General features: G+C 39.1%; 19 protein-coding genes. 14 read left to right on the forward strand and 5 right to left on the reverse strand.

The window, feature by feature from the left end:
* Positions 1–76: 76 nt before the first annotated feature.
* The 12 genes from spt to BLU33_RS14965 all read left to right on the forward strand — a co-directional run bounded on the left by spt (position 77) and on the right by BLU33_RS14965 (position 12,391).
* Positions 77–1,282 (forward strand): serine palmitoyltransferase, encoded by a 1,206-nt coding sequence (gene spt, locus BLU33_RS14910; protein ID WP_091374493.1) that lies wholly within the window; start codon positions 77–79, stop codon positions 1,280–1,282.
* Positions 1,279–2,397: a GNAT family N-acetyltransferase gene (locus BLU33_RS14915; RefSeq protein ID WP_091374496.1), complete on the forward strand. Its 1,119-nt coding sequence runs from the start codon at positions 1,279–1,281 to the stop codon at positions 2,395–2,397. The genes spt and BLU33_RS14915 overlap by 4 nt, the downstream gene beginning before the upstream one ends.
* The gene (locus BLU33_RS14920; protein WP_091374499.1) at positions 2,394–3,380 is read left to right on the forward strand and encodes an NAD-dependent epimerase/dehydratase family protein; all 987 of its coding nucleotides are present in this window, start codon (positions 2,394–2,396) and stop codon (positions 3,378–3,380) included. Before BLU33_RS14915 ends, BLU33_RS14920 begins: the two co-directional genes overlap by 4 nt.
* Positions 3,381–3,405: 25 nt before the next feature.
* Positions 3,406–4,728 (forward strand): inositol-3-phosphate synthase, encoded by a 1,323-nt coding sequence (locus BLU33_RS14925; RefSeq protein WP_091374501.1) that lies wholly within the window; start codon positions 3,406–3,408, stop codon positions 4,726–4,728.
* 5 nt (positions 4,729–4,733) lie between these two features.
* Positions 4,734–5,192: a phosphatidylglycerophosphatase A family protein gene (locus BLU33_RS14930; RefSeq protein WP_091374504.1), complete on the forward strand. Its 459-nt coding sequence runs from the start codon at positions 4,734–4,736 to the stop codon at positions 5,190–5,192.
* Complete coding sequence (locus tag BLU33_RS14935) at positions 5,192–5,563, forward strand: GtrA family protein (protein ID WP_091374508.1); 372 nt, start codon at positions 5,192–5,194, stop codon at positions 5,561–5,563. Before BLU33_RS14930 ends, BLU33_RS14935 begins: the two co-directional genes overlap by 1 nt.
* 13 nt (positions 5,564–5,576) lie before the next feature.
* Positions 5,577–8,138 carry a DUF5686 and carboxypeptidase-like regulatory domain-containing protein gene (locus tag BLU33_RS14940; RefSeq protein WP_091374511.1) on the forward strand — a complete coding sequence of 854 codons (2,562 nt, stop codon included), beginning with the start codon at positions 5,577–5,579 and terminating at the stop codon, positions 8,136–8,138.
* 27 nt (positions 8,139–8,165) lie between these two features.
* Complete coding sequence (locus tag BLU33_RS14945) at positions 8,166–8,882, forward strand: CDP-alcohol phosphatidyltransferase family protein (protein ID WP_091374514.1); 717 nt, start codon at positions 8,166–8,168, stop codon at positions 8,880–8,882.
* Positions 8,883–9,133: 251 nt separating this feature from the next.
* Positions 9,134–9,754, forward strand: coding sequence for a sterol desaturase family protein (locus BLU33_RS14950; RefSeq protein WP_091374517.1), 621 nt, complete (start codon positions 9,134–9,136; stop codon positions 9,752–9,754).
* Between the two features lies 1 nt (position 9,755).
* A complete protein-coding gene (locus BLU33_RS14955; protein ID WP_091374520.1) occupies positions 9,756–10,694 on the forward strand; it encodes a phosphatase PAP2 family protein in 939 nt (312 codons plus the stop codon).
* A gap of 234 nt (positions 10,695–10,928) precedes the next feature.
* Positions 10,929–11,657 (forward strand): hypothetical protein, encoded by a 729-nt coding sequence (locus BLU33_RS14960; RefSeq protein WP_091374523.1) that lies wholly within the window; start codon positions 10,929–10,931, stop codon positions 11,655–11,657.
* Between the two features lie 158 nt (positions 11,658–11,815).
* Positions 11,816–12,391: a CAP domain-containing protein gene (locus BLU33_RS14965; protein ID WP_091374526.1), complete on the forward strand. Its 576-nt coding sequence runs from the start codon at positions 11,816–11,818 to the stop codon at positions 12,389–12,391.
* On the opposite strand, the gene BLU33_RS14970 is transcribed toward BLU33_RS14965, so the two are convergent.
* The 5 genes from BLU33_RS14970 to BLU33_RS14990 form a co-directional block, all read right to left on the reverse strand.
* Positions 12,372–12,602, reverse strand: coding sequence for a DUF1456 family protein (locus BLU33_RS14970; RefSeq protein WP_232009298.1), 231 nt, complete (start codon positions 12,600–12,602; stop codon positions 12,372–12,374). The genes BLU33_RS14965 and BLU33_RS14970 overlap by 20 nt on opposite strands.
* Positions 12,603–12,616: 14 nt before the next feature.
* A complete protein-coding gene (locus BLU33_RS14975) occupies positions 12,617–13,918 on the reverse strand; it encodes a DEAD/DEAH box helicase (protein WP_091374533.1) in 1,302 nt (433 codons plus the stop codon).
* 56 nt (positions 13,919–13,974) lie between these two features.
* The gene (locus BLU33_RS14980) at positions 13,975–14,529 is read right to left on the reverse strand and encodes a DUF4337 domain-containing protein (RefSeq protein ID WP_091374535.1); all 555 of its coding nucleotides are present in this window, start codon (positions 14,527–14,529) and stop codon (positions 13,975–13,977) included.
* Between the two features lie 89 nt (positions 14,530–14,618).
* Positions 14,619–14,885 carry a hypothetical protein gene (locus BLU33_RS14985; protein WP_157682160.1) on the reverse strand — a complete coding sequence of 89 codons (267 nt, stop codon included), beginning with the start codon at positions 14,883–14,885 and terminating at the stop codon, positions 14,619–14,621.
* A gap of 60 nt (positions 14,886–14,945) precedes the next feature.
* Positions 14,946–15,623 (reverse strand): pseudouridine synthase, encoded by a 678-nt coding sequence (locus BLU33_RS14990; RefSeq protein WP_091374542.1) that lies wholly within the window; start codon positions 15,621–15,623, stop codon positions 14,946–14,948.
* 278 nt (positions 15,624–15,901) lie between these two features.
* Between BLU33_RS14990 and BLU33_RS14995 the strand changes: the two genes are divergently transcribed.
* Positions 15,902–17,506, forward strand: coding sequence for a DUF6377 domain-containing protein (locus BLU33_RS14995; RefSeq protein ID WP_172829258.1), 1,605 nt, complete (start codon positions 15,902–15,904; stop codon positions 17,504–17,506).
* 421 nt (positions 17,507–17,927) lie between these two features.
* The gene (locus tag BLU33_RS15000) at positions 17,928–21,056 is read left to right on the forward strand and encodes a SusC/RagA family TonB-linked outer membrane protein (RefSeq protein WP_091374545.1); all 3,129 of its coding nucleotides are present in this window, start codon (positions 17,928–17,930) and stop codon (positions 21,054–21,056) included.
* The last annotated feature ends 16 nt before the right edge of the window (positions 21,057–21,072 follow it).

A 21,072-nucleotide genomic window follows, 5' to 3' on the forward strand; every position in this document is an offset into this window, starting at 1 on the left:
AAAATTACACACTAAAATTTAGGTTATAAACTTATTCATGGTATTTTTACAAAAAATTTAAGCAGGGTTAATATACATGGTTAAAAAACTACAGGAAAAAATTGCTCAGTTCCAGGATGCTAATATGATCAGGGAAAAGGGACTATATCCTTATTTCAGGCCTATTGAGTCGGGACAGGACACTGAAGTTATGATCGATCATAAAAGGGTGCTTATGTTTGGCTCTAATTCTTATTTGGGCTTAACAAATCATCCCAAGATCAAAGAAGCTTCAAAAAAAGCAATTGATAAATATGGTACTGGCTGTGCAGGTTCCAGATTTTTGAACGGTACGCTTGATATCCATATCGAGTTAGAAAACAGATTAGCAGCATACGTAGGGAAACCTGCTGCTGTATTATTTAGCACAGGTTTTCAGGTAAACCTTGGCGTTTTATCATGTGTAACAGGCCGTAATGATTATTTAATACTTGATGAATATGATCATGCATCTTTAATAGATGGCAGTCGGCTTTCATTCTCAAAAGTTATAAAATACGGGCATAATGATATGCAGGATCTTGAGCGCAAGCTGAGCATTCTGCCTGAAGAAGCTGTTAAACTTATTGTAGTTGACGGCATATTCAGCATGGAGGGTGATATAGTTAAGCTACCTGAAATTGTTGAGCTTGCCGACAAATACGGTGCTAATATTATGGTTGATGATGCCCATAGCCTTGGTGTTATTGGTAAATTAGGAGCTGGTACAGCTTCGCACTTTGGCCTTACTGATGATGTGGACCTTATAATGGGTACATTCAGTAAATCATTAGCCTCATTAGGCGGGTTTATTGCAAGTGATGCTGAAACTATTGATTATTTAAAACATCGTGCACGGTCACTTATGTTTAGCGCCAGTATGACACCGGGCTCTGTAGCCAGTGTTATTGCCGCTCTTGATATTATCGAATCAGAACCAGAGCGTATCCAGAAACTTTGGGATAACACCAACTACGCAATGAAGCTTTTATTAGACGAAGGTTTTGACCTTGGCCCTACAGAAAGCCCAATATTGCCTATATATGTTCGTGATAACGATAAGACTTTCCTGGTTACCAAATACCTGCAGGAAGCTGGTGTATTTGTAAACCCGGTAGTATCACCTGCTGTGCCTTCAGATTCATCTTTACTGCGCTTTTCATTAATGGCAACTCATACTTTCGACCAGATTGATGAAGCCGTTGATAAAATAGCCAAGGCATTTAAAGAAGTAGGCGTAACTACTGTTAAAGAAAAAATATGATTGAAGTAATTCCCGTCAGCCCTAAAAAAGGGCTGACTGATTTTATTGATTTCCCACACGATCTTTACAAAAACGACCCATACTACGTACCTGAGCTATTTATTGCTCAAAGGGACCTGCTAACAAAGCACCCCTTTCATAAGCATAACTCGTTACAAACTTTCCTGGCTTATAAGGATGGCAAAATAGTTGGCCGTATTGCCGCTATTTTAAATAATGCCCATAATAAGTTCAACAATTGTAATGATGGCTTCTTCGGCTTCTTTGATTGCATTAACGATCAGGAAGTAGCTGATGCGCTTTTTGTTGCAGCGGCAAACTGGCTAAAGGAAAAAGGGGTTACCCAAAAAATCATAGGCCCGGTTAACTTTTCAACCAATGAACCCTGTGGTTTACTGGTTGAAGGCTTTGACAGTTCGCCTGTTTTAATGGATACCTACAACTTTCCTTACTATATAGATCTGGTAGAAAATCAAGGTTATACTAAACAGATCGATTTGATCTCGTGGAACTGGGAAGGCCAAAATTACGATGATAAATCGGTACGCCTGCTCAACACCTTACAAGAGCGTTTAAAAAGGAGCAATATTACTATCCGTAATATAAATCTTAAGGACTTTAAAAACGAAGCCGCCAAATTGCGTGAGGTTTATAACAAGGCATGGGACCATAATACAGGCTTTGTTCCCTTAACTGATGAAGAGTTTGATTACCTTGCAAAAGACCTTAAACTGATCCTCGACCCGGATTTTTGCCTGGTTGCCGAACAGGATGGTAAAGTTGTTGGTTTTGGCTTGGCACTGCCTGATTATAACCAAATATTTAAAACTATTAAGCGTGGCCGCTTATTACCAACAGGCATTTTCAAGCTCTTGTTCAACAAGAAAAAAATATCGCGTATACGCATATATGCTTTGGGCGTAATTGATGGATACCGCAAAATGGGTATCGAAGCCTGCTTATACGGCACCATAATAAAGGAATACAAACGCAAAGGCTTTAAATGCGCCGAAGCAGGATGGACACTTGAAAACAATACCCTTATAAACAATGCTATTGCTGCCATAAAAGGCGATCCTTACAAAAAATACAGGCTATACGAAAAGGATATATGAAAAAGCGGGTTTTAATAACCGGTGCAAGTGGTTTTGTAGGCTATCATTTAATTGAGGAGGCTTTGCATAACAACCTTGATGTTTATGTTGCTGTACGAAAAACAAGCGACATCAGCCATCTTAAAGAGTTTAATATCCAATACACCTACCCTGAGTTTGATAACCTTATATCCTTAAAAAAAGAACTTAAGGAAAAACAATACGATTATATTATACATGCTGCCGGCGCCACCCGGGCGCGGTCGCAAAACGAATATAATACTATAAATGCCGAATACACTTATAACCTTGCAGCGGCAGCACAAACAGCTGATATTAATTTAAAAGGCTTTGTGTTTATCAGCAGTCTGGCAGCAGTTGGCCCGCTCAATACTTTAAGCGGCACCATAACCGAAGATACCATCCCCAACCCTATTACTGACTATGGCAGAAGTAAACTACTGGCTGAGGAGCAATTAAAAAGTATATCTTCATTACACTATACTATACTTAGGCCCACAGCCGTTTATGGACCACGAGATACAGGGATCTTCATCTTTTTTCAACAATTAAAAAGAGGAATTGAACCTTATATTGGCCAGGCAGAGCAAAAGCTTAGTTTCATATATGTTAAGGATTTGGCTAAAGCAGCTATTAAGGCCTTGTATACGTGCGACCAAAAGACCTATAATTTATCCGACGGGAATTTTTACAGTAGATACGAATTGGGAACAATCGCAAAAAATGTACTAAATTTGAAAACCTTAAAGTTTCATCTGCCTGTAAATTTTGTAAAAATAATAGCTTCAATATCAGAAAATGTCAGTTCTTTGCGCAACAAAGCCGCAATACTCAACAGCGATAAGTTAAAAGAGCTAACAGCCGTAAACTGGGATTGTGATATTGAGAAAGCGAAACACGAACTGGGTTACTACCCCATTTATAACCTGGATAAAGGCCTTGCCGAAACGCTTGCCTGGTACAAAAAGAACAAATGGCTGTAGCCAGTATAATAATAAATTAAAGTAAATGAAAAGTAACATTCAACCTGCCGAAGGAAAACTTGGGATTTTGATTCCGGGATTAGGCGCCGTAGCTACTACACTGATTGCTGGTGTTGAAGCTGTAAAAAAAGGGATATCGCAGCCAATTGGCTCACTTACCCAAATGGGAAACATACGTTTAGGTAAAAGAACGGAAAACCGTAACCCCAAGGTTAAGGAATTTGTACCATTAGCTGATTTAAACGATATTGTTTTTGGAGGCTGGGATGTGTACTCCGATAACGTATTTGAAGCAGCCACGCACGCTAAAGTGCTTGAAGCAGGTTTATTACATTCAGTAAAAGCTGAACTGGAAGCAGTTGTTCCGATGAAAGCTGCATTTGACCAAAACTATGCTAAAAACCTTACTGCAACTCACGTTAAAGAAGGCACAAGATATGAGCTTGCCCAGGCTGTTATGAAAGACATCCAGGACTTCAAAGAAAAAAATAACTGTACCCGTATAGTTGTATTATGGTGCGGTTCAACCGAGATCTATTACGAAGCATCAGAAATACATGAAACCCTTGCAAATTTTGAGCAAGCGTTATTAGATGACAACAAGCTGATATCGCCAAGTATGATATATGCTTACGCTGCTTTAAAATTAGGTATCCCTTATGTAAATGGCGCACCTAACTTAACAGTTGATACCCCGGCCTTAATTGAGTTGGCTAAATTAACTGATACCCCTATTGCAGGTAAGGATTTCAAAACCGGCCAAACATTAATGAAAACTATTTTAGCACCAGGCTTAGCTGCACGCTCACTTGGTGTTTCAGGATGGTTCTCAACCAACATTTTAGGTAACCGTGATGGTTTGGTATTGGATGATCCGGATAACTTTAAAACAAAAGAAGTTTCAAAATTAGGTGTACTGGAAGACATTTTACAACCTGAAAGAAACCCTGAATTATACGGCGACCTTTACCACAAGATCAGGATCAACTACTACCCTCCGCATGGCGATAACAAAGAAAGCTGGGATAACATCGATATCTTCGGTTGGTTAGGTTACAAAATGCAGATCAAGATCAATTTCCTTTGCCGCGACTCAATTCTTGCAGCGCCTATCGCACTGGATCTGGCCTTATTTGTTGACCTTGCAAAACGTGCTAACATGAGCGGTATACAGGAGTGGTTATCCTTCTACTTAAAATCACCGCAAACTGCACCAGGCTTGCCTGCTGAAAATGATATTTTCAAACAATTAATGAAACTGCAAAATACATTACGCCACATGATGGGTGAAGATTTGATCACTCACTTAGGCTTGGATTACTACCAGGAACTGGTTGATACCCTATAATAAGAATGTTGTTTCATAAACTGGTTGCCACCAGCCTGGGCATTGGATATATTGGCAAAGGAGCCGGAACAGTTGCTGCTGTTGCTTGCTGTATTTGCTGGTACCTTGCCTGGGCCGGTGCATATCAGGCAATCCCTTCGGTAATAATTACCGTATGTATATTGTTTGTTGGCATTTGGTCATCAAACAAAGTTGTGCCACTTTGGGGCGAAGATCCGGCCCGGGTGGTAATTGATGAAGTTGCCGGTATGTGTATCAGCATGCTTTTTTTACCGGTGAATGTAACATATGTGTTATGTGCACTTTTATTGTTTCGCTTTTTTGACATAGTAAAGCCCCTATACATCAAAAAAATGGAACTTTTACCCGGCGGATGGGGAATTATGATGGATGATGTGCTGGCCGGCATTTATACTAACATCCTGCTGCAACTCGTTGTAGCGTTTAAACTATTGAAATTTTAATGTCAACTTTTATAAAAGCCCAGGCCTCCTCGATTATCGCCACCCTTTTTGACTTTTTGACCACAATAGTCTGTAAGGAATTTTTCTACTTTTGGTACGTAATTGCGAGTTTACTTGGCACTATAGTTGGAGGTGTTACCAATTTTGCTTTGGGCAGAAACTGGGTCTTCAACCGTAAGGAAAAAAAGATACCTATGCAGGTATTAAAATACCTTATAATTTGGAATGGTAATTTATTACTATCAACTTTAGGCGTGTTTATAGTTACTCATTATTTAGGATTAAGTTATATTATATCAAAAATAATAGTATCTGTTACAGTGGGTGTTACTTATAACTATCTGCTGCAAAAGAGATTTGTATTTGCATAATTGCATAAAGTACATGGATTGTAGAAACTTTTATAAAAGATTATTTTTTTTAACGTTCTTTTTATTCCTTACGTCGTCGTTTTTGTTTGCGCAAAATACTGTGATTACAGGCGTAGTAACAGACGCGGGCAACAGACAACCCCTTATAGCTGTTACAGTTTCATTTCCGGGAACTTCTATCGGCACCAATACCGATGCCCAGGGCAAATTTACTGTCAGTACAAACATCCCAACTTATGATCATATTAAAATATCATATGTAGGTTATAAAGAAGCTATTTTACCGGTTGTACCCGGCAAAACACAGGTAATAAACGTAAAACTGTTTCCTGAAGCTCAAACACTTAAAGAGGTTGATATAAAATCTGGCAAAAAAGTTAAATATCGTAACAAGGATAACCCCGCTGTTGAACTTATTCGTCAGGTTATTGCCCATAAAAAGCAAAACCGCCCTGAAAGTTACCCCTATGTTGAGTATAAGGAGTACGATAAAATGGTATTTTCATTTGTTAACGTTAATCCCAAAATAACTGAAAAGAAATTTTTCCGCAAATACAAATTTGTAATTGATAACCGTGATACTACATCGGTACCGGGAAAATCATTGCTTCCTATTTATGTGGATGAGAAAATAGCGCAGATATATTACCGCAAAAGTCCTGAAAAAACAAAAACCACTGTATTAGGCGAAAAACACGTTGATTTTGGTGGTGCTGTTGATAGCGAAGGTATCGGTCAGTATTTTAAGCATATGTATGCTGATATTGATATTTACGATAATAGCATCTTCCTGATGACCAATAACTTTTTAAGCCCTATTGCTGAAAGTGCACCAACTTATTACAAGTTTTTCATTACCGATACACTGGTTATAAATAACACCAAGGTTGTTGAGCTTAGCTTTACCCCGCGTAATACTACTGATATGCTTTTTGAAGGGAAAATATATGTTACACTTGATGGTCATTTCGCAGTGCAGCATGCTAAACTTTACATCAACAAAAACATCAACCTTAACTTTGTAAAAACAATGCATGTAAACCTGGATTTTGAACAAAATCCGGATGAACGTTACCACCTGAGCAAAAGCACAGTATATGCTGATTTTGGACTAACAAAAAGTAAAAGCGGTGGTTTATATGGTATAAGAACGCGCACCTTTGGCAGTTATGCTGTAAATAAGCCACATCCCGATACCACTTACATTGCAGATGCATCAGCCAACTCTGATGAAGTAAAGCACCGGACCGATCAATTTTGGGTACAAAACAGGCTCGATACCCTAACCACTACCGAATACAACACTTACCATAACATTGATAGCCTAAAAACTATGCCTTCATACAAGCGTACTATGGATATAGCTACCTTGTTACTGGCTGGTTATAAATCGTTCGACTGGTTTGAGCTTGGGCCTGCCAATACTTTTTACAGCTTTGACCCTGTTGAAGGTTTCAGGTTGCGTGTTGGTGGCCGAACGACGCCAGAACTAAGCAAACGTTATTATTTTGAAACCTATGCCGCATATGGCTTTAAGGATGAGAAATGGAAATATTTTCTCAGTGCCACCTATTCACTAAACAATAAAACAATATATAAGTTCCCACAGGATTATATACGGGCAAGTGTTCAGAAAGATGTGACCATACCGGGCGAAGATTTACAGTTTGTGCAGGAAGATAATTTCTTGCTCTCATTTAAACGTGGTAATAACGACAAGTATTTATACAATGCATACTACAGACTTGACTATAAACACGAATATGAAAGTCATTTCTCATATGAAGTAGTCTTCACAAACCATACGCAATCAGCGGCCGGCTCATTATACTTTAATAATGTGATAAACGGTGAGCCTAATACGGTTACCAACCTTACTACATCTGATGTTACTACAACATTAAGGTACGCACCTAACGAGCAATATTACCAGGGTAAAATATACAGGACCCCCATCCCTACCAAGTATCCTATATTTCAGTTAAACTATACCCAGGGAATAAATAATTTGTTTAACAGCAGTTACAGCTATGCCAAAATCCATGCCCAGATCGATAAACGTTTCTATCTGTCACAATTTGGTTTTGCTGATGTACGGGTTGAAGGCGCGAAAATTTTTGGCCAGGTACCTTATCCCCTGTTAAATATTTTCCGGGCCAACCAAACTTATGCGTATGACCTTTACTCCTACAACTTAATGAACTTTTTAGAGTTTGTGGGCGACCATAACGAAAGCATAAATATCGATCAGCATTTCCAGGGATACTTCTTTAACAAGATCCCGCTGTTGAAAAAACTGAAATGGCGCGAGGTGGCATCATTTAAAGGCATATATGGTGGCTTAAGCGATAAGAATGATCCTTTACTACACCCAGCCCTGTACCAATTCCCTGTTGATGGAAACGGCCAGGCTATAACACACGCATTAGGAAGCACTCCTTATATTGAGGGTAGTGTTGGCGTTGAGAACATATTTAAATTTGTACGTGTAGATCTTGTTAGACGGTTTACCTATTTAGATTACCTTAATGCCCCGAAATGGGGTGTTCGTGTATTGGTTCAATTTGATTTTTAACTATATTTGAATAACCTGTATAAACAAATGGAACAACAAACGTCCGTGCGGAAAAACCTCCAGCTAGGTATCTATAAAGTTATTGACCCGGTTGTTAAAGTGCTTATTAAATTAGGGCTAACCCCTAATGCTGTCACTTCAATTGGGTTTGTACTGAATGTAGGTGTGGCTGTTATATTTATTATAGGGGCCGAAGAAGGCAACCGCGGCGATCTTACCTATATAGGCTGGGCCGGTGGCCTCATATTATTTGCAGGTCTTTTTGATATGCTCGACGGGCAGGTGGCAAGGCTTGGCAACATGAAATCAACCTTCGGTGCATTGTATGATTCGGTGCTCGACCGCTATAGCGAGTTGATCATGTTTTTTGGCATTTGCTATTACCTGGTTGCTCACCACTACTTTTTAAGCTCCATATTCGCGTTTATAGCCCTTATTGGCTCAATGATGGTAAGTTATGTACGCGCACGTGCCGAAGGCCTTGGAATAGAGGTTAAAGGCGGCTTAATGCAGCGACCTGAACGCGTGGTAACCATTGGCGTATTTGCCATTATTTGCGGTGTTTCATCAATGTATATCGGTGGTAATTATAAACTGTATATCCCGGGTGTTCGTTTTCATGTTTTCGAAACCATGTCGATATTTACCATTCCTATAACAGTATTAGCTTTATTAACTAATGTTACCGCGTTTAACAGGCTAAGGGATGCTAAAAAAATCATAGCTGAAGAAGAAAATAAATAACCCATTTTGGTGTTAAAATATTAAAGTCGGATTAACTCACTGGCACAATATGTAATTTTGATGTGGTGATGAAGGCAAGCCCCTGAAAATATCATATCTTCGCAATAATTATATAAATTTATTTATACTTATAAATATCTTTATTAAAATTGAACCGTTTCATTTTAAAATGGCTTGAGAAACATTAAAATGGATCAGTTTTCCCATTTAGCAGGCAGAGAAATTATGAACGTTTTAAACCCTGAGGCATTATGAAAAAAAAATATATTTCCAATTCACAGGAGTCTGTACGAATGTTTAAAAGCGATCTGTTAGAATCGCTTTCTAAGGTTCATTTTACAGTGCCCCTATTCATCTTTGTTCCGGTTATTGCTTTCTGCATTTATAAATCGTTTGTACTGTCATTGGGTGTAGTTGCTTTCTTTGGCTTGTTTATACTCGGCCTTTTTGTATGGACGCTGGTTGAATATATAATGCACCGTTTTGTGTTTCATTACGTACCTGCCGATAAACCATGGGCGATGCGTTTACACTTTATATTTCACGGTGTACACCATGATTACCCCAGCGATGCTAAAAGGCTGGTATTACCCCCATCGGTAAGTATACCACTGGCAACAGGTTTCTATTTTCTGTTTAATGCCATACTGCCGGTTAATGATATCTGGGGATTTTTTCCGGGCTTTATTTTAGGCTACCTTTTTTATGATATATCGCATTATGCCATACATCACTTTAACTTTAAGGGCAATATCTGGAAAAAAATTAAACAACATCATATGCTGCATCATTACCAGGATCCTGACAAGGGATATGGTGTGAGCTCTCCCCTATGGGATAAGATTTTCCGTTCAGATTTTATTAAAAAATAGCATGAAGGATGCTATTAACAATGGCGTAACAGTAAATATCAAATCAATAATTGTTGTTTCGTTACTATCGGTTGCATATCTGCTGCTTTCCATCTTTTTGGTAGGTTATAAGGTAGATCAATTGGTACTTATTGGTATATTCAACAGCATGTTCTACCTGTCGGTAGGTACACGCAAGTTTATACTCGGCTTTTCTATATTCATTTTTTACTGGGTGATTTTTGATTATATGAAGGCCTTCCCTAATTATAATTACAATACCGTTCACATTGCCGATCTGTATAATTTCGAAAAGCACCTATTCGGCATTAACCTTAATGGTAAGCTGGTAACCCCCAATGAGTATTTCAGATTAAAAGGCACAACCTTTCTGGATATAGTTACCGGTTTGTTCTATCTATGCTGGATCCCAGTTCCCCTGTCATTCGCAGCATACCTGTTCTTCACCAGAAAAAGGCAATTTTTATATTTCGCGCTAACTTTTTTACTGGTTAACCTGCTTGGCTTTGTGGTTTACTATGTATACCCCGCCGCACCACCCTGGTATATCGAAAATTATGGCTTTACCTTCCACCCCCTAACCATAGGCAATACCGGCGGACTGGCAAAGTTTGATGCATATTTCCATATCAATCTATTTAAATCCATATACGCCAAAGGCTCAAATGTATTTGCGGCTATGCCTTCACTGCACTCGGCATACCCTGTTATAGTTTTATATTATGGATTAAAAAACCGCCTGGGTTTTATAAATATCCTGTTCTTCATTGTGGTTATCGGCATATGGTTCACAGCTGTATACGCCAGTCATCATTTTGTGCTGGATGTGTTGGCAGGTATTACTTGCGCAATCATCGGTATAAGCCTCTTTAACCTTTTAATTTCGAAGGTAAAATTCATGCAGACTTTCATTAAAAAGTACGAAGCAATAATTGAATAATTACAATCTGCAGTCAATAGATCTGTACTAATTACTATACCCATTCCAGGGCTGTTAGTATCAGTTATTATCTTGTGCTTATAATTAATAGCACTCCGTCGCGTTTTAAAAACCTCTTCCATCTTTACCTAAAGAGCATTATTTAAACAAAAAGAAATTTATTTTGTATTGGATGGTTAAATAATTATAAAAGGGCATGTTATTTGAATATAGTATATATATTCAAGTTCATTTATGAAGATACCTGTTACAATTGTTGCTATTTTTCTATTGGGTATAAGCAAATTATTTGCCGCTCCGCTTGATACTTTATCAATTACAGGCAAGCTGCTGAAGGCTCCTATTTACTCTCAAATTGCTAATGGATATATGCACTATGATACCATTACCGATGAGGATAAAAAATTAGCGTATCAAACTAAAGCTATTAAGTACACTATGCTGGCCCTGCATTATTTTTCAAGGGCAAAAGATAGCATTGGCTTGCGCGGATGCTTTAATAACTTATCAAGGGTTTACCGGTCACAAAAAGAATACAGCCAGGCAAAGTGGTTTGCGTTGCAATCCAATGCCATTTCAAGGGCCAAAGGTGATGTATCAGGCATTATCTCTTCCTTGCTTGATATTGCATCCATTAAGATGGATATAAAGGATTATCCCTTAGCTCTTAGCGATTTGAACGAGGCATTAAAATTATCAACCAAAAATCATCTCAACAGGGCTGAATCCGCTGTACAGTTACGTTTTGCCATACTCTATAACCTTACAGATAACTACGATAAAGGTGATGTGGCCCTCAAAAGACATGATTTCATAAACGATAGCATCCGCAAGCATGACGAGGCCGTACTTGCAGCCAGGATCAAAGCTGAAGAAGCATTTGAAAATAAAAAAAAATTCTATACAGCCAACAACGAGAAACTTTACAACAACTTGTATTTCAAAAGGATAGCATCATTATAATCCTTATTGCAGTAATTGTACTGATAGCTGTTTCCATAATGCTCATTTACCGTCGTAAAAAGCGCAACAAATGGCGGGCAAACATCAGGCGACCCAAAACCTGATATCCCCTATATTACTATTAAACTTTCCAGCGTTCTTATTGTCAGAGTATCACTATGAAGAAATTGATTTTTGGCTGCTTGTTAACCGTTGTTACTTTTTTAGGAGTAGCAGCGCATACCCGGCAGCCCGACGGTGAAAAGGAATTTAAAAAGGAGTTTTTAAATCGGATAAACAGTGTACGTACCAAAGGCTGTACCTGCGGTGTAATTTATATGCCCCCTGCCCCGCCTTTGGTATGGAACGACCTGCTGCAAAAATCAGCTGAGGGCCATGCATGGGATATGTCGAACAATAAATACTTTAGCCATACCAGTAAGGATGGCCGCAGCATGGAAGACCGTATTGTGGCAGCCGGTTATAGTATTAAGGGTTATAAAAGCTTTATGATAGGCGAAAACATTGCCGCCGGACAGGAAAGCATTGAAGAAGTAATGGACGGCTGGTTTAAAAGCGAGGGCCATTGCAAAAACCTCATGAACCCCGCCTTTAAAGAAGTTGGCGTTGCCGAAAATCATCACTACTGGGTACAGGATTTTGGCGCACGTGAATCTTTCTCGACCGAGCAGCAGCGGTTAATTAAAAGCGGCAGATTACATGTTACAGAAGTGCCTACGGCTTCTTCTCATTAGTATTAACAGCAGGCTTAGGGCCACGTTTATAAATAATGAGGCCATTTAAAAAGTTGCGCAGTATCTGGTCGCCGCAGGGTTTAAAGTTTGGGTGATCTTCATTGCGGAATATAGCGCCCAGTTCAGTTTTAGTGATCCTGAAATTGGCTAAATTTAAAACCTCTACAATATCGTCATCGGTAAACTTAAGCGCTACCCTAAGTTTCTTCATTATATCATTATTACTCATATTGATATCTCTATTTTAACTTTCTTATTCTTAATCTTTTCAGCTCTTACAAGCTTTACCACCTGCTCTATCTTGTTACGTTTTACACCCGCATATGAGGTATGGTCTAAAACTTCTATCAAACCCAGGTCTTCTTTAGCCAGCTGGCCTTTTTGCAATAACAAACCTACAATATCTACCTTATTTATTTTATCTTTTTTGCCTGCGGCGATATATAGCGTGGCCCACTCGCTGGGTTTAGGGATCACATTTTTTCCCGGCAGCACTTCCACCTCGGGCTGTTGTTTTAAATAAGGCAGGCTTTCATCAGGCGATAATATTAAATAAGATGTGCCCTTAGCGTGCATACGTGCCGTGCGGCCATTGCGGTGCAAAAAAGCTTCCTCATTATGTGGCAGTTGGTAATGTATCACATACTCAATCTCAGGTATGTCCAACCCTCTTGATGCCAGGTCGGTAGTAACCAAAATCTTATGGCTCCCATTCCTGAATTTCAGTAATGCCCGTTCCCTGTCCTCCTGCTCCATCCCGCCATGAAAAATATCATTCGGCAGGCCCATTTCCCAAAGCATATCACTGATGCGGTCTACAGCTTCGCGGTGATTGCAGAAAACTAAAGTAGCTTTCGTGCCTATCTTGCATATTAAAGCGAACAGCGCCTCCAGTTTATCGGCAGCCTCAGCAATAACTGCCTTTTGTTGCAGATCAGGTGCATTGGTTTTGTTATTCAGAAAATCGAGCTTAAGCGGATTGCTGACACCCGTAAAACGTGGTATCTCATCCATTTTAGTAGCCGAGGTAAGTATGCGCTTTTTTATAGCCGGCAATTGCCTGATGATATATTCCATATCATCCTGAAAACCAAATTCAAGCGCTTTATCAAACTCATCCAATATTAGTGTTTGCACTTTATCAGTCGCGAAATTTTCGAGGCGGATATGATGCGCTATCCTGCCGGGCGTACCAACTAATACTGCCGGTGGCTGTATAAAGTTATTCTTCTCAATTTTTGTGGAATGGCCGCCATAACAGCAGTTTATTTTAAAACCTGTTCCCATGGTTTTAAATACCTGCTCTATTTGCAAAGCCAGCTCGCGCGATGGCACCATTATCAATGCCTGAACCTGACTTACGTTCGAATCTAAAACTGACAGCAGCGGTAGCAAAAACCCCAGCGTTTTACCCGAGCCTGTGGGCGCAAGTAATATTACATCCCCTTTTTTGGCAGCGCTTATAGCCGCGTTCTGCATTTCGTTCAGCTCGGCTATTCCAAGGTTTTCCAGTGCTTTCTTTATCATTGCCGGTAAAGATACTGAATTGAATTTCCTGCCGGGACTTATTTATTTAAACACGATCAGAACACAGTGCCATGTAACAGAAAATATATACCAATTACTGCAAAGCCCATACTTACCACCCACAGCAATTTACGCTTGGTAATAATGGATATAGCGCCAATGGCAATAGCTATCTGGAAAAGTGTTACGCCGCTGGCTAAAACCTTATGTTTGGCCACATGTTCTTTTGATTCCTTTTCATAATCCTGAGCCTTAGCCATTATCTCCACCTGATCCAGCTTGTTCTTTTTAACCTTATTGGCAGCGGCGGTATCAGGCGCTTTGCCAATGGAAACAAGCATATTATTTGATGAGCTAAGGATATCAGCCTTAATACCTTTTGCCTGGTAAAATGCCCATTGATCTGAAGATCTCATCTGCGCCAGCATAGCTTCATCGGCATGATCGCCGGCCAAAAGTCCGGTGATGGCAGCCAACACAGCTATTACTGCTGTTGTAAGCGCTACAAATATCACCCACTTTTCTTTACCACCACTTTCATGCACTATCTTATGTGCATGCTCATTACTTTGCTCATGAATTGATTCGGAGTAATCTTCTATCTCATCCATGTTTTATAGTTTTTTGATTATCATTTATAAATATACGGGAGACAAAGATAATGCTGTAATTATTTAACACCAACAATTACATGTTATCTTTAAATGAAGCCATTATCAGCGGCCGGCTCTTTATATCTGCGAATAAAATCGGCAATCTCTCCCGCTTCGCGGTGTGTGATATCCCCTTCGCCGGTGTATTCCCACTGGTTCATATTATCATCAAAAACAATTTCGCCCATATCTACATGCCCTTCGCTTAGTTTAAACACGCCGGTAACGTATTTATCGCTGCCATGTATGGTTTCAATAACAGGAGATATAGTGATATGGTGTTCATCACCATTTAACGTAATGGTGTAGTGCATTGGTTTGGTCATACAATTAGTACAAATTACAGCTGTGTTTGTTTCTGGTATTTGTAGTAATCACCAGTTCATTATAGTCATTACCCGCTTAAACTCATCATGCAGCGGGGCCTCAATATTAACATAGATCCCACTCACAGGGTGTTTAAAGCCTAAACTCAACGCATGCAGCAGCATGGTGTTCATTTCCCAGCGTTCAGTAAACAATTTGTTTTGCTTATTGCAACCATGCGTACGGTCGCCTATAATGGGATGAAACACATGGCTCATATGTTTCCTGATCTGGTGCATACGCCCGGTTTCAGGCGCAACTTCAATTAATGAATAGCGCGATGTTGGGTGCGCGCCCAGTGGCACATCCAGTTCGGCGCGTTGTAGTGTATGGAAATGTGTAAAAGCCTCCTGTAAGGTTCCGTTTTCTTTCCTGAGTGGATAATCGATATCCTCCATATCAGGCGTATGGCCACGTACTATTGCCAGGTATCTTTTCTTTACCAGATTATCCGAGAATTGCTGCTGCATGGCTATTTCGGTTTGCTTATTAAAGGCAAATAGCAGTACGCCACCCGTTTTCCTGTCGAGCCGGTGAACCGGGTTTACCTTCATCCCCACCTGATCCCGCAACAGCTGCAAAGCAAACTCTTCAGCATCCGCCGCAATTGATGAGCGGTGCACCAGCAGCCCATGCGGTTTATTAATAGCTATAAGATCGTCATCCCTGAATAAAATATCTAACATGCGACAGCAAAACTATGAATATTTTAACGCTTTGAACAAAGCACTTATTTGCACCAGATAAGCGGCCTGATATTTATAACCTTATAAATGAGGCGCTTTTATAATTGACTGTATTTCAAACAATTATTAATAGCTTAATTTTAGATTTCAGCTTGATAACAGATTGGATTTTTTTTCATAATTTTAAAAGCATAAACCAAGCAAGCTCCTAAACCGGCTAAATAATTGACCTAATTTATTATACAGTATTTTATAAATATTTAACTATTACGCCTTACATGAAACGAGTAGTACTCCTTATACCCTTTTTATTTCTGTTTCATTCAGTGTTTGCCGGTAAAAGCTACGACACGTTGCTCTATAAGCTAAATGATGTACTGGATAAAAAACAGGAGTATGATGAGGAGAAAAACCTGCGGATTGAGAAGCTTGAAAAATATTTAAACAATACAAAAACAACAGACCTTAACGCACGCTACAATATTTATTTAAGCCTGTATGATGAGTATAAATCCTTTAATTATGATAAAGCTTTCTACAACGTACAAAAACTACAGCAAACCGGGCATTTATTGCACGATCCGGTAAAAGTAGCTTATAGTAAAGTTAAGCTCGGGTTTATCCTGTTGTCATCGGGAATGTTTAAGGAGGCTTTTGATTCGCTGAAGACCGTTAATGTAAAACTGCTTAATGATTCCGCCCGCAAAGAGTATTATTTTCTGAATGCCCGCACGTATTATGATCTTGCTGATTTTGATAAGGACAATTTTTATACCCCCATTTATAATAGCTGGGCTAGTAAATATATTGATTCGGCCAAAACCCTATGCGCGAGCAACTCATTTGAGTATGTTTATTATTCCGGACTGCGCTATCTTAAAACAGGCAATACCAATATGGCCGTTACCAATCTGCAAGTGCTCATTAGCCATTATAAGTTAACCGACCATCAGTTTGCGGTTACAGCATCAACATTAAGTGATATCTACATCAGAAAAAACTCTCCGGATAGTGCCATCAACCTGTTAATACTGGCAGCCATGGCCGATGTACGCTCATCAACCAAAGAAGCAGCGGCAATGACTAACCTGGCCCAACTGCTCTATAAAAGCGGCGATGTAAAAAATGCCTATATCTATATTAAAAAGGCTATGGATGATGCCATTTTTTATGGGGCACGCCAAAGAAAGCTACAGGTTAGCGCCATACTGCCCATTATAGCCAGCGACAGGATAAATTACGAGGAAGAACAAAAACGTGCCCTATTCTTTTACGCGTCGTTGTTAACTATACTGGTATGTTTGGTGATAGCATTCGCCTTTATTATTTACAAGCAATTGCAAAAACTAAAAATTGCTGATAAAATAATACTGGATACCAATCACAACCTTGAAAGAAGCATTATTGAACTTAATGAAGCCAATAAGATCAAGGAAGAATATATAGGCTATTATTTTAACCTGATATCGGAATACATTAATAAGCTGGATAAATTTAAACGCTCCGTTGATAATAAACTCACCACCAAACGGTATGAGGATATAAGGGTACTGGTTAATAACATCAACCTTACCAAAGAACGTGAAGAGTTGTTCATCAATTTTGACAGGGCTTTTCTCAAGATATTCCCCAACTTTGTTAATGGTTACAATGAACTGTTTTGCGAAGAGAACCGTGTTAAGCTATTACCGAACCAATTATTAAACACCGACCTCCGTATTTTTGCCCTCGTTAGGCTTGGAATAAACGACACGGAGAAGATAGCCCATATCCTGGAATACTCGGTAAATACCATCTATAATTATAAAACCCGCATAAAAAGCAAGTCGATCATTCATAATGATGAGTTTGACAACGCTATAATGGCCATAAAAGCGATGTAACAATCTTGTTTTACAACATATTTGTTTATATGGAGTTTATATTTTCACTAATTTAAAATCGACACAAATAACTGATAATAAGATAATTAACTAAACTTAAACCTTAATATTCTTTATATTTTGATTTTGAAACTTGATGTAATATCTTTTATATCTTCTCTTTGATATGCCAATTGCAGCCTACTATATCGTGTAAGCAATAAGCAATTATAAACTGTTTTTTTTAACCCGTACTTATTATGAAAATGTATCAAGCCCTTAACCCGGTATTGAAACGCTTTTATGTATGTGACAATATTTTTCACAAACGCAAAAAGCCTTTTAATGACCACTTGTTTTCAGGATAGTTTCATATCCGCGGCATTCAGCCAAAAGCACCAATTACCAGCTTATCAATTATTAAACCTAAAATAAAATCATTATGTATAAAAAACAATTACTACTCAAGTTACTTTTTTGTCCTTTGCTTTTATTGATGTCTCTGTCCACCTTCGCACAGGCACCAATTACAGGTAAAGTTACCGACGAAAAAGGCAATCCTTTCCCTGGTGTAACCATCGTAATAAAGGGAACTACACAAGGAACAAATTCCGATGCAAATGGAAATTACAAGATCAATGCCCGCGGCACTGACGTACTTGTATTTTCAGGAGTTGGCTACGGAAAACAGGAGATCACCGTTGGCAGTAAACGCGTTATCAACGTTGCGATGGCAGAAGATCTTCAGCAATTAAATGAAGTGGTTGTAGTGGGCTACGGCACTCAAAAGAGAAAGGACCTTACCGGCTCTATATCTTCAGTTAAAGGAGAAGTTTTTAAAGATCAGCCTATTACCAACCCTATTGAAGGCTTGCAGGGAAGAGTAGCTGGTGTTAACATAATTGAAAATTCTGCAGCTCCTGATGCCGTTCCACAAGTAATTATCAGGGGTGTGGCTTCATTTTATCAGCCCAATCCTTTATACATAGTTGATGGAGTTAGACAAGCCGACTTAAACAATCTTAACCCGCAGGATATAGTATCCATGGATATTGCGAAAGATGCTGCTTCAGCAGCTATTTATGGTTCTGCGGCTGCAGGTGGTGTTATACTTGTTACAACCAAAAAGGGTTCGGGAATTGGAGCGCCGCCTTCAATATCTTTTAGCTCAAGGTATGGTATTACCAAACCTAAATTGGTTCAATTACTTGGTACCAGTGACTTCATAAAGCTACAAAACCTTGTTAATCCAGCATTCTTTGCCGGAGCTACCAAAACTGATACGCTCGCCAATACCAATTGGGTAGATTTATTATACCGCAATGGTACCGAACAAAATTATAATCTTTCAGTTTCTGGCGCTTCTGCTAATGTGAATTACCTTGCTTCCGGGTTTTACAACCAGCAAACAGGTATTTTCATTAAAAACTACTCAAATATTGGAGGCGCACGCATTAATACAGATTATAAACTAAGTAAATACCTTACCATAGGCGAGCAAATTGATGTATCTCAACGGATAACTTCTCCACTGGTTGGCGCCGAGGCCGATTTGCATAATGCGCCGTTCCGCACGCAGCCTATTATCCCTGTTTATAACCCGGATGGAAGCTGGGGAACAGAGCCTCCAGGATATAAAATTGCTTTTGGAGGGCCGAATCCTTTAGGGGCAGTTAATTCAGCGGGTGCACAGGATGTGAAAAATAATTTCCAGGGAAATGCATATGCTGATGTGAAACTTCCTTTTCACCTGGATTTCAAGACCACTTTAGGATACAGCTATTTTTTAGAAACAACTGATTTTTATCAGAACTCCTATAATTTTGGCCCTGTTGCATCTTCAACTAATGGCCTTAGTAAATCCTATGCGCAAAGCAGTCAGTTACTCACCAATTATGTGTTAACCTATAATCAAAGTTTTGGAAAACATAATATCAGTGCCTTAGCAGGCTACGAGCAGATCGTTAATAAAACAAATAACGTCTATTCATCAATGAGTTCAATAGGTGAACCCGGTTATTCATATATTCAAACTTCTGCTTCATCTCTGGCCCTTTCAGGTACATATGACCCTCAAGGGCTTATAAAATCGCAATTTGCAAGGGTGAATTACAATTATAACGAGCGCTATTATTTATCTGGTTCTATAAGGCAGGATGCTAATTACGATGTGTTTGGACCTGATAAACAAAAAGGTGTATTTCCGGCGGTATCTGCCGGCTGGACAATCAGTAACGAGCCTTTCTTTAAAAAGTTATTGCCATCTATAAATAGCCTGAAATTTCGCGGAAGCTATGGACAACTTGGTAACTCCAACGTTTCGCCATATTCATTTACTTCAACCTATAGCCAATTTAATAATGCTAATGGTTATTCTGTTGGTGCACAAGGTTTCGCTCCTGGTCAGCCATTTCAAATAGCAAATACTTTAACTGGCATACCTAATCCAAATTTGCATTGGGAAACAATTACTGAAACTAATTTGGGCCTGGATGGAGAAGCTTTACGTGGCAGTTTATATTTCACAGTTGAAGTGTATAACAAAAAGACTTCTGATTTAATTTATCAATTACCATTATCAGCAAGTTCAGGATTCACTCAACCATATATTACAAATATCGGGGATGTTGACAATAAAGGAGTTGAATTGATGGCAGGTTATCGTAATAAAATTGGCAAGCTCGGTTTTGACGTAAGTGGAAATATAAGCTATAATAAAAATAATGTAACCAAACTAAGCGGCGCTGCAACTGATGCTGTTTATGGTGGCTATAATTATTACAGCATGGGTAATACCAGCTTTAGTCAAATGCCTAACCAACAATTAACAATTACCAAGGTAGGCCTTCCTTTTGGTGAGTTTTATGGATACAAGGTGTTGGGAATATTTTCAAATGAGGCCGACGCTCAAAAGCAAGTTGTTAATGGTCATAAAGCTGATATAGGAGACTTGGAATACCAGGATTTAAATGGTGATGGCAAAATTGATCAGAATGACAGGCAGCCAATTGGAAACCCCAACCCTAAATTTGTTTATGGATTTAATATCCGCCTTAACTATGCCGGATTTGATTTAGCCGCATTATTTAATGGCGTTGCCGGCGTACAACTGTTTAATGGCGTAAAAGCCTATGAACAATCGCTTTTCCAGGATGGGAATACTACATCGCAGGTCTTCAACGATTCTTTCTTAGGTTCAAACGGCCTTACATCGCAACCCAGGTTGCTTAGCCCTACTCCCGGAGGCGGAAATGCGTTGGATGCAAACCAAAATTACTCTTCTGTAAACAGCTATTTTGTTGAAAGTGGCGCTTATGTGAAGCTTAAAAACCTGCAATTAGGATATACTTTTTCTAATAATACTTTAAAACAGGTCAGCATTAAAAGCCTGAGGGTTTTTGTAATGGCAAACAATGTATTCACCATCACAAAATATAAAGGCCTTGATCCTGAGCTGGGTAGTGCATTTACTACAGGTGGTACTGTTAGTCCTACTACGCAGGGTATTGATGCGGTAACAAATTATCCTCAGGCCCGTATTTTTTCAGCAGGACTTGATGTTAGTTTATAGTAATAACCTTCAAAAT

This window comes from Mucilaginibacter mallensis, assembly GCF_900105165.1.
GTDB lineage: Bacteria > Bacteroidota > Bacteroidia > Sphingobacteriales > Sphingobacteriaceae > Mucilaginibacter > Mucilaginibacter mallensis.

What these genes read in the sequence shown, in the direction of transcription:
- BLU33_RS15000 (WP_091374545.1), top strand. Translation starts at nt 17,928, where the DNA reads ATGTATAAAAAACAATTACTACTCAAGTTACTTTTTTGTCCTTTGCTT.
- BLU33_RS14940 (WP_091374511.1), top strand. Translation starts at nt 5,577, where the DNA reads ATGGATTGTAGAAACTTTTATAAAAGATTATTTTTTTTAACGTTCTTT.
- BLU33_RS14945 (WP_091374514.1), top strand. Translation starts at nt 8,166, where the DNA reads ATGGAACAACAAACGTCCGTGCGGAAAAACCTCCAGCTAGGTATCTAT.
- BLU33_RS14990 (WP_091374542.1), bottom strand. Translation starts at nt 15,623, where the DNA reads ATGTTAGATATTTTATTCAGGGATGACGATCTTATAGCTATTAATAAA.
- BLU33_RS14965 (WP_091374526.1), top strand. Translation starts at nt 11,816, where the DNA reads ATGAAGAAATTGATTTTTGGCTGCTTGTTAACCGTTGTTACTTTTTTA.
- BLU33_RS14970 (WP_232009298.1), bottom strand. Translation starts at nt 12,602, where the DNA reads ATGAAGAAACTTAGGGTAGCGCTTAAGTTTACCGATGACGATATTGTA.
- BLU33_RS14975 (WP_091374533.1), bottom strand. Translation starts at nt 13,918, where the DNA reads ATGATAAAGAAAGCACTGGAAAACCTTGGAATAGCCGAGCTGAACGAA.
- BLU33_RS14925 (WP_091374501.1), top strand. Translation starts at nt 3,406, where the DNA reads ATGAAAAGTAACATTCAACCTGCCGAAGGAAAACTTGGGATTTTGATT.
- BLU33_RS14955 (WP_091374520.1), top strand. Translation starts at nt 9,756, where the DNA reads ATGAAGGATGCTATTAACAATGGCGTAACAGTAAATATCAAATCAATA.
- BLU33_RS14950 (WP_091374517.1), top strand. Translation starts at nt 9,134, where the DNA reads ATGAAAAAAAAATATATTTCCAATTCACAGGAGTCTGTACGAATGTTT.
- spt (WP_091374493.1), top strand. Translation starts at nt 77, where the DNA reads ATGGTTAAAAAACTACAGGAAAAAATTGCTCAGTTCCAGGATGCTAAT.
- BLU33_RS14960 (WP_091374523.1), top strand. Translation starts at nt 10,929, where the DNA reads ATGAAGATACCTGTTACAATTGTTGCTATTTTTCTATTGGGTATAAGC.
- BLU33_RS14915 (WP_091374496.1), top strand. Translation starts at nt 1,279, where the DNA reads ATGATTGAAGTAATTCCCGTCAGCCCTAAAAAAGGGCTGACTGATTTT.
- BLU33_RS14920 (WP_091374499.1), top strand. Translation starts at nt 2,394, where the DNA reads ATGAAAAAGCGGGTTTTAATAACCGGTGCAAGTGGTTTTGTAGGCTAT.
- BLU33_RS14930 (WP_091374504.1), top strand. Translation starts at nt 4,734, where the DNA reads ATGTTGTTTCATAAACTGGTTGCCACCAGCCTGGGCATTGGATATATT.
- BLU33_RS14985 (WP_157682160.1), bottom strand. Translation starts at nt 14,885, where the DNA reads ATGCACTACACCATTACGTTAAATGGTGATGAACACCATATCACTATA.
- BLU33_RS14995 (WP_172829258.1), top strand. Translation starts at nt 15,902, where the DNA reads ATGAAACGAGTAGTACTCCTTATACCCTTTTTATTTCTGTTTCATTCA.
- BLU33_RS14980 (WP_091374535.1), bottom strand. Translation starts at nt 14,529, where the DNA reads ATGGATGAGATAGAAGATTACTCCGAATCAATTCATGAGCAAAGTAAT.
- BLU33_RS14935 (WP_091374508.1), top strand. Translation starts at nt 5,192, where the DNA reads ATGTCAACTTTTATAAAAGCCCAGGCCTCCTCGATTATCGCCACCCTT.